This window comes from Streptomyces sp. UNOB3_S3 (genome assembly GCF_020740895.1).
Lineage (GTDB): Bacteria > Actinomycetota > Actinomycetes > Streptomycetales > Streptomycetaceae > Streptomyces.
In genome coordinates this window covers 1-13,895 of sequence record NZ_JAILXP010000182.1, presented here as the reverse complement: position 1 = coordinate 13,895, position 13,895 = coordinate 1, and the positions used below count along the sequence as shown (strand labels likewise).

Below are 13,895 nucleotides of genomic sequence, written 5' to 3'. Positions count from 1 at the left end.
CGCGCACCCTGCGCCACATCGAGGCGACGTTCGGCGGCCGGCCGCCGAACGTCGCCTCGATGTGGCGCAGGGTGCGCGCGCCCCTGGCGACGCCCTCGGGCGATGCCTGCCAGTCCGCCAGATCGGCCGGGCGCGTCGCGTCGTCGGCGAGCGGAGGTAATGTCCCGCCGTTGCGGAAGTAGGCGCGGACCTCCTGGAGCAGGGCGTCGAGCCCGAACCAGTCGACGGCCATGTGCGAGAACGCGTAGACGGCCGCGCGGACGTCGCCGCCGGAGACGACCAGCCCGATCCGTACGGGGAGTTCGTCCGCGTAGGAGAAGGGCCGGGAGCCGAAGTCCTCGCGGAACGCGGCGGTGAGCCCGGCGATGCCCGCCTCGGCGGTACGCGCCACGGCGACGGGGACGCCGCCCTCGCGCAGCACCCGCTGGAAGACCCGTCCGTGCCGGTCGCGGGGGAAGAGCGTGCGCAGCGCCTCATGGCGCGAGACGAAGAAGGACACCGCCCGCAGGCACCGGAGTTCGTCGGCACGGACGCCGTCCGGGACGTCGATGACGCCCACCACGTTGTAGACGTGGTCCTCGGGTGCCGCCGCCTCGATGAGGGACCAGATCTCCTGCTGGCTCCAGGTGAGCCCGGCCTCGGCGCTCCGCGCGCCCGAGAAGGGCGCCTGTTTTCGTTCGGGGGTCACCGGGCGGTTTCCTCCGCCGCGGTGCAGGTGAAGCCTCGTGCCGTCGGGTGGTCGTGCAGTCGTGAGATCACGTCGTCGTTCCGCCCCCGTGTCGGCACCGCTTGTCATGAGCATCTCTGCTGGTTCAGAGGTTGATCATTATTGGGGAGCGGTCCCGACGGCACAAGACTTCCCGCGCACTTGATCGTTGAGGGGAGATCGTCCGCTCACTCCGGATAGCGCCCGGTGCGCACCCACTCCTCGATCGGCGGCCGGTCGCCCAGACCGACGTACTCGACACGCGCGCCCAGCAGATCGGGGGCGGTGATCACGGCGAACGGGGTGGCACCCGGCCCGGAGCGGAAGTACGCGTCCACACCGACGCCCTGCCGCCGCAGCTGCTCCAGCCGGGCGTCCATGTCCGGCTCCCAGACGCCGTAGTAGAGGATCTTCCCGCAGTGGGCGGCCGAGATGATGCCGTCCCCGGCGGCCTGGATGAGCTCGTAATAGGGCGCCCCCGTACGGGAGAACACGGCGGTCAGCTCCGCCGGGTGCGGGTCCGGGTCCTCCAGCCGCGGGATCCGGAAGACGTGCGGCTCGGTGAACTCGACGCCGAGCACGTCGGAGTGGAGCGCCACCGCCTTCTCCAGATCGGGCACCACCATGCCGACGTGGAACAGGGAATCCGGCACGGAGTCCGGCACGGGCACCACATTCCGGTACGTGGTGACCTTCGGGAATTCCGTCAGGCAGGCCAGCAGGCCGGGCAGGAATTCCCGGAGATGACGCGAGCCCTGGTGGGCCTCCAGCGCCGCCGCGTCGCGGTACTCCTCGATGACGAGGCGGCGCAGCGGTGATTCCTCGGTGCGGACGTAGTCGAAACGCAGACAGCCCGGCTCGCTCTCGAGAATGGCGTTGCGCAATCCGGCCATCAGGGCGTCGAGTTCCTCCTCCCGGCCCGGGACGACGTGCTGCTCGGCTATCACGGTGATCACGCGGTTTCCCCCCTGGACTCCGTTGAGAACCCGAGTGAAGCAGCGGCCCGGGGGCGCGGCAAATAAGGAGAGGTCGCGGGGGGTGCCGCCCGCTGAATATCCGCATATCCACGGCCACCCGCCGACGGTGGCCCACCACGGAACGGTCAGGCGGAGCGCGCCACACCGGTGAGCGACGCCGGCGCGGCCCAGGGCGCGTTGCGGCGGGCCAGGGAGACCAGGGCCGCCAGGGGCCGCTCGGCGGGGCCGAGCCCCGTGCGCCAGCGGGCCTCGATGCTGACCGGCTCCAGGCCCTGCCGGACGTCCAGTTCGACCAGCTCGCCCGTGTCCAGGTCCTGCCGGACGGCGAGATGGGGGAGGAGCGCGATGCCCCGGCCGTGGGCGGCGAGGCGGCGGAGGGCGGCGAGGGAGCCGGTGACCATGCCCAGACGGGCGCGCGGGGCCAGGTCGCGGCCGAAGCGGTCGACGAGCATCTGCGAGGTGCACCCCGCCTCGGCCACCAGGAACTCCTCCTCCAGCAGCGCCTCCGGGGCGAGCCCCCGGGCCCGGGCCAGCCGGTGCCCGGGACCGGCCACCGCGACGGTCCGGTCGTGGCCGACCACGGAGCACGGGCCGCCGCCCGGGACCCCGTTGTCGAACAGGAAGATCAAATCCAGCCGCCCGGCGGCCAGTTCCTCCTGGAGCACGCCCCGCCCCGCCACCTTCAGCCGCACCTCCGCCGCCCCGGTGCCCGGACCGGCCGCCCCGCGCCCGAACGCGGCCAGGATGTCCGGCAGCCACTCCACCGCGAGGGACTCCAGCGCCCCCAGCCGCAGCCGGGGCGCACGGTCGCCGACGGCGCGCCGCATCCGCTCCTCCAGCTCCAGCGCCTCCCGGGCGTACGGCAGCAGCATCCGCCCCGCCTCGGTGAGGGTGGTGCCGGTCGGCGAGCGGCGCAGCACCTCCGCGTCCAGCTCCCGCTCCAGCCGCCGCAATTGGACGCTGAGCGTGGACTGCGCATAGCCGAGCGCGGCGGCCGCGGCCGAGATCCCGCCCGCGTCCACGACCGTCACGAAGGCCCTGAGATAGCGAGAGTCCATGGCCCCAGCATGCCATCGGGAAGTCCGATGGGGCCATCGAAGAACCGGCCTGGCCGGATGTCCCCCGGGCCGCGAGCCTTGGGGCCATGTCGACAACGAATGACAGAGCCGTGCGGATCCCGGGGACGGCGACCGGGACGAAGCACGGCGCCGCGCGCCCGGGCGGACCGGGCCTGCTCTTCGCCGGGGTCGTCGCCGGCAACTTCCTGGTCCTCCTGGACACTTCGATCCTCAATGTGGCGCTGCCGGACGTACGGGACGACCTCGGCGCCCCGGCGGCGGCCCTGCCGTGGGCGGTCGACGCCTACACCGTCGTCTTCGCCGGGCTGCTGCTCGTGGCCGGCGTCGTCTCCGACCGCTTCGGGCCCCGGCGCGTCTACCGCGCGGCGCTCGTCGCCTTCGGCGCGATCTCGCTGCTCAGCGCCCTGGCCCCGAACGTGGGCTCGCTGATCGCCGGCCGGGCGCTGCTGGGCGTGGCCGCCGCCGGGCTGGTGCCCGCCTCGCTGGCGCTGCTGGCCAGGCTCTTCCCCGACCCCAAGGACCGGATGCGGGCGGTGGGTTCCTGGGCCGCGCTCAGCAGCGTCGGGCTGATCGCGGGCCCGGTGCTGGGCGGGCTGCTGGTGGACCTGGGCGGCTGGCGGCTGGTGTTCCTCGTCAACCCGCCGATCGCCTTCCTCGCCCTGCTGGCCGCCCGCCGGCTCAGCGGGGAGCGGCCCGAGTCCGCCGCCCGGGCCGACCGCGCCGGAATGCTGCTGTCGGTGCTCGCCCTGGGCTCGCTCACCTACGGCCTGATCGCGGCCAACACGGACGGCTGGGGACGGCCGCTGCCGCTCGCGGCGCTGGGCCTCGCGGCGGTCGCCCTGGTCCTGCTGGCGCTCGCGGAGCGGCGCGCCGAGGCCCCCGCCCTGCCGCCCGCGCTGACCGGCCTGCCCCGGGTCCGCGCCGACCTGGTGGCCGGCGGGATGGCCTCCTTCCTCTTCTACGGGCTGCTGTTCGCCCTCACCCAGTGGCTCGTCGACGAACGCGGGCTCTCGCCCCTGAGGACCGGGCTGGCGTTCCTGCCGATGACCCTGCCCATGTGCTTCATGCCGTACTTCACCGGCCGCATCGTCGCGCGCTGGGGCGCCCGGCCCGTGCTGTACGCGGGGCTGGGGCTGGACGCCGCCGCGGGCGCGGCGCTCGCGTTCTGCTCGCAGGACTCCCCGTTCGCCCTGATCACCGTCGCGCAGGTGCTGCTGGCCTTCGGTTCGACCCTGGCCATCCCGGGGGCCACGGCCGACATGGCGGCCGCCGCCCCCGCCCGGTACGCCGCCACCGGCCAGGGGGCGCTCAACGCCTGCCGGCAGGCGGGCGCCGCGCTGGGCGTCGCGGTGCTGGGCACCCAGGCCACCCTCCACGCCTCGGGCGTCACCCTGGCCGTCGGCGCCGTCCTGGCGCTGGCCCTGGTGGCCGCGGCCCGGCCGGCGCCCGCGTGACCATCCGCCCTCGCGTGACCACCGGCCCCCGCGCGACCGTCGGCGCCGCACGGGCCGGGCTCAGCCCCACAGCGGCGCCTTCAGCAGCAACTGGCCGTGCACCAGCTGAACGTGGGGCTGGTGCCGGCCACCCGCGCGAGTGGTGAGGTAGATGGTGTTGATCGGCGGGATCTCCGGCTCCAGCAGCGGCACCACCTCACCGCGCGCCAGCTCGTCCCCGCACAGATACGTGGGCAGGACGGAGATTCCCGCTGACGCGCGGACGGCCGCCAGGGCGCCCCGCAGATCGGGCACCACCACGGCGGGCACCGTCCCGGGCGTGGCGTCGAAGACGCTGCGCCAGTAGCGGCGCACGATGGGCAGCGACTCCGCATAGGCGATGACCGGGTACTTCTCCAGCACGGCGGGGCCCTCCTCGGCCAGCCGGTCCAGCGGGATCTCGTCGCGCAGCCCGGGCGAGGCGAGCAGGACGAACTCCTCGTCGAAGAGGGCGATCGCCGAGAACGCCCGCGACCGCGGCCGCTTGGTGGACAGCACCAGGTCGAAACGGCCGTCCGACAGCTCCTGGAGCAGCGCGTCGGCCAGCCCGAAGCCGCACCGCAGCCGCACCCCGCTGCGCACGAGCTCGCCGACGGCGGGCAGGACGCGGGTGGTGAGCAGCTCGTTGGGCCCGCCGAGGAAGACGGGCCGGTCCGGGACGGCCTTGGAACAGCTGGTGAGCCGGTCGGTGACCAGCCCCAGGGTGTCGATGGGCGACTCCACCTCGCGGATGAGGGTCTCGGCGTCCGGAGTGGGACGCGCCCCTTCCGGCATTCTCTCGAAGAGCTGTCTGCCCAGCTTCGTCTCCAGCGCCCGGATCTGCTGGGTGACCGCGGGCTGGGAGAGCCCCAGCTCCCGCGCGGCCCGGGTGAACGAACCACGCCGGTAGACGTAGACGAAGGTACGGAGCCACCCCAGCTGCATGGACTGCATCGGCCTGTCTCCCCCGTGATGACGCCGACAGTACGTTCGCTGTTCGCACTTAAAGATGCTCTGCGGCGGTGAGGCGTTGCGGCGGAAGCCGAGCTTGTGGGTACGGCATACGGAAGCACCAGCTCCCTGGGGAGCTGGTGCTTCGCGTTCGCGCGGTCCGGTCCCGGGCGGTGGCCGCGCCGTTCCTCAGGGCCGCAGGGCGGTCAGCGCGAGCCGGGCCACCTTGACGGCGGAGGCGGGGTTCTGCCCGGTCACCAGACGGCCGTCGGCGACGGCGTGCTCGGTGAAGTCCGGGGCCTTGGAGAACTTCGCGCCCCGCCGCGTCAGCGTGGTCTCCAGCGGGAACGGCACCACGTCGGTCAGCCCGACGGCCGCCTCCTCGGCGTCGGTGAACGACGAGACCTGCTTGCCCTCGACCAGGTGGGTGCCGTCGGAGAGCCTCAGGCCGACCAGCCCGGCCGGCCCGTGGCACACCGCGGCCACCACGCCGCCGCGCTCGTACACCCGCGCGCCGAGCGCGGCCAGGGCGGTGTCGTGGGGGAAGTCCCACATGGCACCGTGCCCGCCCGCGTAGTAGAGGATGTCCACCGCTTCCGCGTCCACCCGGTCCGCGGTGGGGGTCTCGCTCAGCGCGCGCCGTGTCGCGGGGTCGGCGAGGAAACCGGCGACGACGGTGTCGTCCGGTTTCACCCCGTCCCGCGGCGGGGCGCCGCCCTGCACCGAGACGAAACCGATCTCGCAGCCCGCCTCCGCGAACACCCGGGCGGGGTGGGCGACCTCCGGTACGTAGAAGCCCGTGGCGCGACCCGTGTCGCCCAGCTTCCCGTGGCTGGTGAGGGCGAACAGAACCTTGACGGTCATGACAGCGCTCTTCCTCTCGCTCGTGTTTGCGACGGCAGTGGCGGGCATCATGCCGAAAGCCCGGCCAGTTCCGGCAGATAGATACGGGACACACGCCGCCGCAGCGACTTCCCCACGTCGTCGGCGGTGTGGTAGCCCCAGTAGGCCCACAGGGCGCGGGCGCCGGTGTCCCGCACCTGGAGGGCGTTGCGCAGGTTGTCGTCGACGAACGTGGCGTGCTCGGGCCGCAGCCCGTCCTCGGCGACCAGCTCCAGCACCGCGGCGCGCTTGTCGGAGCACTCGCCCACCACCGACACCACGGTACGGCCGAGCCCGTGGTGGGCGAGGATCTCCCGCACGGACGTCTCGTCCTTCGCGGTGACGATGCTGGTGCGCCCCGCGTGCCGCTCCAGCAGGCCGCGGATCCCGGGGTACAGCCGGTGCATCCCCAGCCACTCGGCGCGGTGCCGGCGGCGCAGCTCCGCCCGGAGCGCGGTGGCCCCCGCGACCAGCCGCTCCCGCCGCTCGGCCGGGATGTCGTCGAACAGGGCGGTGAACTCCTCCGGGCCCCCGAGGCGTTCGCTGCGGGGGTCGAGGGCCACCATGAAGTGGTCCAGCAGCCGGGAGTGCCGGCGCACGGCCCGGAAGCGGTCGAGGAACGCCGGGGCGAGCCCGGCGGCCAGCTCGGCCGGGGACTTCGCGGCGGTGGCCGCGGCGCTGTCCCCGGCGTGGCGGGTGACGACCGCGCACTCCTCGAAGGCGTCGCAGACGACACCGTCGAAGTCGAGTATCAGCATGGCTGTGCTCCTTCGTGGGCGCGCGGGGACGGGCGGGGGTTCTGGGACGGAACGGCTCGCCCGTCCCCGCGCCGGCGGTGGGCCCGCACGCTCAGGGCGCCACCGGCTCGGGGGTCGCCGTACGGTTCCGTACGGTCTCGAACACGGCCTGCATAAAGCGGCCGACGTAGCCGTAGTAGGAGCAGGTGACGATGTGGCCGTCCACCACCACGTCACCGTCCACGACATGGGCGCCGGCGTTGACGACGTCGTCCCGCAGCCCGATGTAGGCGCACGCCCTGCGGCCTCTGAGCACCCCGGCGCTGACCATGATCCACGGGCCGTGGCAGAGCCCCGCGACGACCTTCCCCGCGGCGTCCATGCCCCGGACGAAGTCCAGCACCCGCGCGTCCTGGCGCACCCGGTCGGGGGCCTCGTGGCCGCCGGGGAGGATGACCGCGTCGTACGCGGCCACGTCCAGCTGGTCGAAGGAGACGAGCGGCTTGGCGGTCTTGTCCATGGGCAGCGGCACCCCGTACTTGCCGCTGACCTCGGCCCCGTCCTTGGTGGCGACGTCCGCGTGCCAGCCCTCCTCCAGGAGGCGGTAGTAGGTGTAGACGACGTCGTGGTCCTGGAATCCCGGACCGGTGACGATCACCGCGCGGTGGGTCATGGCGGGTCCTTTCTCGGTCGTGTTCATGATGTGGTGGCGAGCGCGAGGCTCAGGTAGTACTCGTCGACGGCCGGCCGCCGGACATCGCCGCGGGCCGGCGCGAGGATCCCCAGCTCCCCGGTGACCACCCCGGTCAGCCCCAGCGGGACGTGGAAGAGGTCCTCCGGGCGGGGCCGGTAGAAGATGTCCATGCCCGCCCGGATCTCGAAGCGGAAGCCGCCGCAGGGCGAGCGATCGCGCATCCGGGCCTCGGGCAGATAGGGCACCGGGCGGACGGGCAGCTCCGCGAGCTCCCGGTGCTCGGACTCGTAACCGCTGTTCTCCCGGCTGTACCCGTCGCGCAGCCGGATCAGGTCGAACTTGTTGCGCGGCGCCTCGACCTCGACCAGGAAGAGCGGGCCGGGGCCGAGCGAGCGCGTGGAGTGGAACGCCCCGCCGCCGATCCTCAGCAGGGTGCCGACGCCCACCGGGTACTCCGCCGAGAGCGTCTTCGCCACGCCCTGCCCGCCCAGGCAGAGCAGATAGGTCAGCTTGCGCGGATGGACGTGCAGCGAGGTGGCGTGCCCCTCATCGATCCGCAGGTTCCAGACGTCGAGGAAGTCGTCGACGTACACCCGGTATTCCAGTCCCCACGGCTTGGGGATGACCTCGTTCAGATGGTCGTCGGCGTCCAGCCGCTCGTTTCCCACGCGGCTTCCCTTGCGCACCACTTCGCGGAGCACCGCGAAGTCGCGCGGGCCCGGGTCTATCCGCACCACAAGGTTTTCCCCGACGGTGACGGGTATGACGTCATTGCTCGTTCCGGGCATTGTCCCCCCTGTCGCGTGCAATTTCTGCGGCCCGCCGGGAAACCGTCCCCAACCCCTTCGTCCGGCAGGCCGAGGCACTGACGCTATACCGTCCGGGAAGGCGCGCCAAATAGTTCTCCATGCACCCCCGATAAGGAATCCTTTCGTCCGGAATCCTCGATGCGGATTGCCTCATTTCCTCTTATGGGCGGCCCCGGTTCCGTTATTTGCCGGGGCGTCCGGGACGCTGATTCACTCTCCTGCGTTCACCGCGCGCATTGCCGCGCGAACGAATCCGAGGGGGAATCGCCATGACGACGGGGACGCGGGAGACGGCGGAGGAGACACGTCCGGGCACGGGCGGCGTCGTCCGCTCCATCGCGGTGCTCGGCTACGAGAAGTGCAGCGAGCAGGACACCATCACCCCGCTGGAGATCTTCAAGGGCGCCGCGATGGTGACCTCCGGCGGCATCGCGCCCTGGCAGCGCGAGGCCGCGCCCCGGGAGCTGGACGTCCGCCTGGTGGGGCTGACGCCGGGCGTGGTCACCATGCAGATGGGCACCCAGGTGGTCGCGGACTCCGTGCTCGACCCGGACGAGCTCTTCGACATCCTGTACGTGCCCGGCGGTGTCGGCTCCGGGGAGCTCACCTCCGACGAGCGGGTGCTGAAGCTGATCCGCCGGCACCACGAGGCGGGCCGGGTCGTGGCCGCCAACTGCTCCGGCGTCGGCGTCCTCGCCCGCGCCGGAGTCCTGGACGACTCGCCCGTCACCTGCGTCGCCGCCGTGGCCCGCGGGCTGCGGGCCGAGGGCTTCAACGTGCCCGTCGGCCGCCGTATGTGGATCGGCAACCCCGGCACCGGGATCTGGACGGCCACCGGCTCGTACGGGGTGCACGGCGGCGCCGTCGCCATGGTCGCGCACTACCTGGGCCGGGAGACCGGGACGATCGTCTCGATGATGTTCGACACCCTCAGCGGCCTGGGCGACGTCATCTTCGAGGAGGTCGGCCCCGAGTTCTACCACCACCCCGACCTCGAGCAGTCCTTCCAGGACTACTTCCAGGACATGCTGCTGCCCCGCGTCACCGACGAGTCCTCCGCCGGCGCCCTGCCCGGCCGCGAGGCACGCCGGTGAGCCCGCGCTCGGTCGTCACCGCCGCCGGGCCGCCCGGGACCGCCGGACGCACCGGGCCCGGCATCCGCGTCACGCCCCCGGCCCTGCGGGACCTGGACTGGATCCGGGGCGCCCTCCAGACGGCGGTGGCCCTCGAGCACGCCACCATGCCGTTGTACTCGGCCGCCATGTACTCGCTGGAGGTGCAGAACTACCCGTCCTACAACACCATCCGCAGCGTCCTGATGGAGGAGATGGTCCACATGGCCATCGCCGCCAACATGCTCGCCGCGCTGGGCGGTTCACCGGACATCAAGGGCCTCCGGCCCGGCTACCCGGCACCGGGCGGCGGGCTGCCCGGCGGGGTGATGCCCGACCTCACCCCGGTCCTCGCCCGGCTCTCCGCCCGTCAGCTGGACGACTTCCTGCGGATCGAGGCCCCCGCCCGCCTCCTGACCGAACGCGAGCGGCGCTCGGTCTACCCCACCATCGGCCACTTCTACGACGCCCTGCGCCAGGCCGTCACCGCCAACGCGGACCGGGTGCGCCGCGCCGTACGGGCCGGGGGCCCGGCCAACCAGGTCGGCGGCAATCTCGGCTACCTCACCTTCGCCCCGGAAGCCCCGGACGACCCCGCCGACCCCGTCGAGCGGTTCCTCCACGGGATCGACGTCATCACCCACCAGGGAGAGGGCGAGCACGAGCACACCATCGAGGCCGGCGGCACCTATCAGCACGAGGGCTCCCACTACGCCCGGTTCGCCGAGCTCCGCCACCGGCGCCGCTACCGCGCCCCCGACCCGGCGCGGCCGCTCACCCGGGACACCGAGGCGGACTTCTTCCGGGGCGAGGAGATCCCCTGGCCGGTCGTCATCAACACCCTCGCCGTCCCGGCCGACGGCTACGCGGCCGTGCTCGCCGAGGACCCGGACGGCCCGGCCGCGAGCAAGGAGCTGGACGCCTTCGACGCCGCGTACACCGCGATGATGGCGGCCCTGGACCGTGCCTGGAACGGGCCCGCCGAGACCTGGTGGCCCTCGCTGGGCGCCGCGGTGGAGCGGATGAACGACATGCGGGTGCTGTCCTGTTTCAACGTCATGCGGCAGCCGGTCCCGGAGGCGGTGGTGGAGCGCCTGGAGGTGCTCTACCCACGGGAGTACAAGCTGCTGGCGGACCGCACGGACCTCGGCCGGCCGGTCTTCTACGGACCCAGGTTTCAGAACAACGCCGCCCGTAACAACTCTGCCCCTTGAGACAGGAGTTGAGCGAGAATGCGGCCATGACCGACACCACCGCACCGAGCGGGCCCGAGGGCCCCGTCACGCTGATCACCGGCGGTTCGACCGGCATCGGGGCCGCCACCGTCCTCCGGCTGCTCAAGTCGGGCCACCGGGTCGCGGCCACCGGCCGGGACGTCGGCAGGCTCGCCGCGCTCGCCGGGCGGGCGGCCGCCGGGGACCGCCTGCTCACCCTGCCCGGCGATGCCACCGACCCCGGGGCCGTCGCCTCGGCCGTGGTGGCCACGACCGAACGGTTCGGCAGACTCGACCACGCCGTCGCCAACGCGGGGTTCTCCACCCATGACACCGTCGCCGACGGGGACCCGGCGGGCTGGCGGGACATGGTGCTCGCCAACGTCCTGGGACCGGCGCTGCTGGTGAACGCCGCCCTGCCGGCCCTGCGCGCGACCCGCGGCCGGATCGTCCTCATCGGCAGCGTCGCCGGGGTGAAGAACACCCCGGGCAATATGTACTCCGTCACCAAATGGGCCGTGCACGCCCTCGCGGAGAACACCCGGATGCAGGTCACCGCCGACGGCGTCGGCGTCAGCCTGATCGCCCCCGGCAGGGTCGACACGCCCTTCTGGGACAGCCGCCCCGGCGGCACCCGCCCGCCCGGCCCGGCCCTCTCCGCCGAGTCGGTCGCGGAATGCGTCGCCTGGGTGCTGTCCCAGCCCGAGGGGACGGACGTCAACGAGGTTCTGGTGAGGCCGCTGGGCCAGCCCAACTGATGTCACGCGGGCGCTCTGGCGTCACTCCTTTATCCGCCCTACCTTTTGACGGCGATGGGCGCATCCCATCGAACGGCTTGCCATCTCCTCGTCCGAGGACGACAGACAAGAGGTAAGTCCCGTGTCCCCTCGCCGCAGACACCACAGACACCGCAGTCATCTCCTCCGCACCCGTCGCTTACGGCGCCTGGGCATCGTCGCCGCGCTCCTCGGTGCCCTGGCCGTCGTGGCCCCCGGAGCCGCCCGGGCGACCCCCGACGCCACCGCCCGGCCCAGGACCCCCCTCGTCCAGCCGATCGACCCGCAGCACTGGCGCAACCCCGACGACATGACCTGGGCCGAATACCGCTCCGTCCCCGGCACCCACTGGGCCGACCCCGACGTCAAACCCACCCGGCGCACCTTCAAGGGCGCCCTCGTCCTCCTCGACTACCCCGACGAGGAGTTCGCCGTCACCAGGCCCGCCGGGTCGACCGTCTTCGGCAACCCCCAGCCCACCGCCGCAGGCATCCCGCGCGAGCAAGTTCCCCGCTTCTACCAGGACTTCCTGAACAAGCCCGGGGCGCTCAACCACGGCCACACCATCAACGAGTACTGGATGGAGGACTCCGGCGGCCGGCTGGGCGTCGACCTCACGGCCTTCGGCGTCTACCGCATGCCCGGCAAGTCCCACCAGTACGGCATCGACCCCGGCATGAACCCCGGCGCCTGCCCCACCGGCGACACCTGCGACAAGGACATCCGCGCCGACGGCAAGAGCGCCTGGGTGGCCGACGTGGGCGCCGACAGAGTGGGGGAGTTCGACTTCGTCTTCTACCTCACCGCCGGCGAGGACGAGTCCGCCACCTGGCAGGAGTTCGGCCAGATGAGGTTCGCCGGGCCCCAGGACGTACCGGCCGCCTGGGGACCGCCGTCCCCCGTCCCCGGCGGGGGCAACGCCGCCCGCACCCGCTACGTCCCCTGGACGTCCTGGCAGGCGGCCGCCCGCATGTGGCCCAACGCCGCGAACGGCTCCTCCACCCAGGCCGAGAGCTCCGGCATGGCCACCTACGCCCATGAACTCAGCCACATCCTGGGCATCGGCGACAACTACAACAACCCCTACGGCACCCCGCTGAGCCGCGCCTACACCGGCATCTGGGGCATGCTCTCCCGGGGCACCTTCAACGGCCCCGGCGGACCGCACACCCGCTGGAAGATACCCGCGACCGGCGGCGGCTCGATGGGCGCCCAGCACGTCCTGCGCGACAAGCTCAAACTCGGCATGGTCGACGAGAAGAACGTGCTGCGCCTCGACCGCGACGCCCTCAAGGACTCCGGCCCGGTCGTGGCCCGCGTCACCGCGCGCTCCGCGCCGCCCGGCGACAAGGGACTCACGGGCGTCAACATCACCATGCGCCGCGATCTGTCCCCGCCCTGCGACCGCGCCACCGACCCGCTGTGCGACGGCGGCGGCTACGACAACTACACCGTCGAGGTCGTCGACCGCATGGGCATGGACTCGTTCACCCCGGACAACGGAGTGCTGATCGGCAAGACCAAGAACGCCGACCGGGCGCCCTTCGCCTGGGTGGTCGACGCCCACCCCGAGGACATCGGCATGGTGGACTTCACCCGCCCCGACGGCACCCAGCAGAAGATCACCATGGGGGACTACCGCCAGCTCAGCGACGCCCTCTTCCACGCGGGCGCCGACTCGGGCAGCTCCTACGAGTACGTCGACCGGGCCAACCGGCTGCACTTCTACATCGTCGACGTCCGGCGCGACGCCTCCGGGGTGCTCTCCTACACCGTGGGCGTCAGGTCCCTGGACGGCGCCGGGGCGCGGGCGCGCGGCGTGGCGCTGGGCCGGGGCGCGCCGAAGGGCAGGCCGGCCGGCGGCCGGGCGATGTGCACGTTCGCCCTGGCCAACACCGGCCGTGCCACGCCCGAGGACGGTCCGTCCCGCGCCGCCGACATCTACCGGCTGTCGGCCACGGCCTCCGGACGCGGCTGGTCCGCCTGGCTCCCCAGCAGGCTCGCCGCCGCGGCCCCCGGCGTCAAGGTCCCGGTCGACGTCGCCGTGAGCGCGGCGGCGGGCGCCGACCGGAACGGCAAGGTCACCCTGACCGCGCGCTCGGAGAGCGACCCGGGCAGGACGGCGACGGCCACCTGCGCGCTCAAGAAGTAGCCGGGCCTGGTCCAGACCTATTGACGCCGGTTCCGGGCTCTCCTACCGTGCGGTCGACCCCACCGCACCAGTCTCCAGGCCCCCACAGCCCCGGAGGTGGACATGTCGCGCACGCTGTTCCGGAGAACCCGGCTGCCGGTCGTCTGCACGGCCCTGGCCCTCGCACTGCAGACGCCGGCCGCGGTCGCCGCGACCGGCTCCGCGCGCGAGGACACGTGCGCGGTCAGGCCGAGACCCGAGGGGAAGGTGCTCCAGGGGTACTGGGAGAACTGGGACGGCGCCGCCAACGGCGTTCACCCGCCCTTCGGCTGGACCCCCGTCGACGACCCCCGCC

At 72.9% G+C, this 13,895-nt stretch carries 13 protein-coding genes and 1 pseudogene; 6 read left to right on the top strand and 8 right to left on the bottom strand.

The window, feature by feature from the left end:
- The 3 genes from K6I33_RS20190 to K6I33_RS20180 all read right to left on the bottom strand — a co-directional run.
- Nucleotides 1-688: condensation domain-containing protein (locus tag K6I33_RS20190; protein WP_229354599.1), on the bottom strand; the 688-nt coding region annotated here is incomplete at its 3' end.
- Between the two features lie 206 nt (nucleotides 689-894).
- Nucleotides 895-1,662, bottom strand: coding sequence for an antibiotic biosynthesis monooxygenase (locus K6I33_RS20185; protein ID WP_229354597.1), 768 nt, complete (start codon nucleotides 1,660-1,662; stop codon nucleotides 895-897).
- Nucleotides 1,663-1,808: 146 nt separating this feature from the next.
- On the bottom strand, nucleotides 1,809-2,741 hold the full coding sequence (locus K6I33_RS20180) for a LysR family transcriptional regulator (RefSeq protein ID WP_229354588.1): 933 nt from the start codon (nucleotides 2,739-2,741) through the stop codon (nucleotides 1,809-1,811).
- An 86-nt stretch (nucleotides 2,742-2,827) separates the two neighbouring features.
- Here K6I33_RS20180 and K6I33_RS20175 point away from each other — a divergent pair, with 86 nt between their 5' ends.
- Nucleotides 2,828-4,216, top strand: coding sequence for an MFS transporter (locus K6I33_RS20175; RefSeq protein WP_229354586.1), 1,389 nt, complete (start codon nucleotides 2,828-2,830; stop codon nucleotides 4,214-4,216).
- A gap of 60 nt (nucleotides 4,217-4,276) precedes the next feature.
- Here the strand turns inward: K6I33_RS20175 and K6I33_RS20170 are convergent, their stop codons facing one another.
- The 5 genes from K6I33_RS20170 to K6I33_RS20150 all read right to left on the bottom strand — a co-directional run bounded on the left by K6I33_RS20170 (nucleotide 4,277) and on the right by K6I33_RS20150 (nucleotide 8,286).
- On the bottom strand, nucleotides 4,277-5,188 hold the full coding sequence (locus tag K6I33_RS20170) for a LysR family transcriptional regulator (protein ID WP_229354583.1): 912 nt from the start codon (nucleotides 5,186-5,188) through the stop codon (nucleotides 4,277-4,279).
- A gap of 186 nt (nucleotides 5,189-5,374) precedes the next feature.
- Nucleotides 5,375-6,049, bottom strand: a complete 675-nt coding sequence (locus K6I33_RS20165; protein ID WP_229354581.1) for a type 1 glutamine amidotransferase domain-containing protein — start codon at nucleotides 6,047-6,049, stop codon at nucleotides 5,375-5,377.
- Between the two features lie 47 nt (nucleotides 6,050-6,096).
- Nucleotides 6,097-6,825, bottom strand: a complete 729-nt coding sequence (locus K6I33_RS20160; RefSeq protein WP_229354579.1) for an HAD family hydrolase — start codon at nucleotides 6,823-6,825, stop codon at nucleotides 6,097-6,099.
- 91 nt (nucleotides 6,826-6,916) lie between these two features.
- The gene (locus K6I33_RS20155) at nucleotides 6,917-7,477 is read right to left on the bottom strand and encodes a DJ-1/PfpI family protein (RefSeq protein ID WP_229354577.1); all 561 of its coding nucleotides are present in this window, start codon (nucleotides 7,475-7,477) and stop codon (nucleotides 6,917-6,919) included.
- A 23-nt stretch (nucleotides 7,478-7,500) separates the two neighbouring features.
- Nucleotides 7,501-8,286 (bottom strand): hypothetical protein, encoded by a 786-nt coding sequence (locus K6I33_RS20150; RefSeq protein WP_229354570.1) that lies wholly within the window; start codon nucleotides 8,284-8,286, stop codon nucleotides 7,501-7,503.
- A 290-nt stretch (nucleotides 8,287-8,576) separates the two neighbouring features.
- Here K6I33_RS20150 and K6I33_RS20145 point away from each other — a divergent pair, with 290 nt between their 5' ends.
- The 5 genes and pseudogenes from K6I33_RS20145 to K6I33_RS20125 all read left to right on the top strand — a co-directional run.
- On the top strand, nucleotides 8,577-9,401 hold the full coding sequence (locus K6I33_RS20145) for a DJ-1/PfpI family protein (protein WP_229354568.1): 825 nt from the start codon (nucleotides 8,577-8,579) through the stop codon (nucleotides 9,399-9,401).
- The gene (locus K6I33_RS20140; RefSeq protein ID WP_229354560.1) at nucleotides 9,398-10,633 is read left to right on the top strand and encodes a ferritin-like protein; all 1,236 of its coding nucleotides are present in this window, start codon (nucleotides 9,398-9,400) and stop codon (nucleotides 10,631-10,633) included. The genes K6I33_RS20145 and K6I33_RS20140 overlap by 4 nt, the downstream gene beginning before the upstream one ends.
- 26 nt (nucleotides 10,634-10,659) lie before the next feature.
- Entirely contained in the window at nucleotides 10,660-11,391 is a 732-nt protein-coding gene (locus K6I33_RS20135) for an SDR family oxidoreductase (RefSeq protein WP_229354558.1), read from the top strand.
- 121 nt (nucleotides 11,392-11,512) lie between these two features.
- The gene (locus K6I33_RS20130; protein ID WP_229354556.1) at nucleotides 11,513-13,561 is read left to right on the top strand and encodes a M6 family metalloprotease domain-containing protein; all 2,049 of its coding nucleotides are present in this window, start codon (nucleotides 11,513-11,515) and stop codon (nucleotides 13,559-13,561) included.
- Nucleotides 13,562-13,663: 102 nt separating this feature from the next.
- Nucleotides 13,664-13,895, top strand: a pseudogene (locus K6I33_RS20125) (chitinase); the annotation flags it as partial.

Bases quoted from the DNA above. Each gene is read 5' to 3' on its own strand.
- K6I33_RS20155 (WP_229354577.1), bottom strand. From the start codon at position 7,477: ATGACCCACCGCGCGGTGATCGTCACCGGTCCGGGATTCCAGGACCAC.
- K6I33_RS20160 (WP_229354579.1), bottom strand. From the start codon at position 6,825: ATGCTGATACTCGACTTCGACGGTGTCGTCTGCGACGCCTTCGAGGAG.
- K6I33_RS20165 (WP_229354581.1), bottom strand. From the start codon at position 6,049: ATGACCGTCAAGGTTCTGTTCGCCCTCACCAGCCACGGGAAGCTGGGC.
- K6I33_RS20180 (WP_229354588.1), bottom strand. From the start codon at position 2,741: ATGGACTCTCGCTATCTCAGGGCCTTCGTGACGGTCGTGGACGCGGGC.
- K6I33_RS20175 (WP_229354586.1), top strand. From the start codon at position 2,828: ATGTCGACAACGAATGACAGAGCCGTGCGGATCCCGGGGACGGCGACC.
- K6I33_RS20150 (WP_229354570.1), bottom strand. From the start codon at position 8,286: ATGCCCGGAACGAGCAATGACGTCATACCCGTCACCGTCGGGGAAAAC.
- K6I33_RS20170 (WP_229354583.1), bottom strand. From the start codon at position 5,188: ATGCAGTCCATGCAGCTGGGGTGGCTCCGTACCTTCGTCTACGTCTAC.
- K6I33_RS20145 (WP_229354568.1), top strand. From the start codon at position 8,577: ATGACGACGGGGACGCGGGAGACGGCGGAGGAGACACGTCCGGGCACG.
- K6I33_RS20135 (WP_229354558.1), top strand. From the start codon at position 10,660: ATGACCGACACCACCGCACCGAGCGGGCCCGAGGGCCCCGTCACGCTG.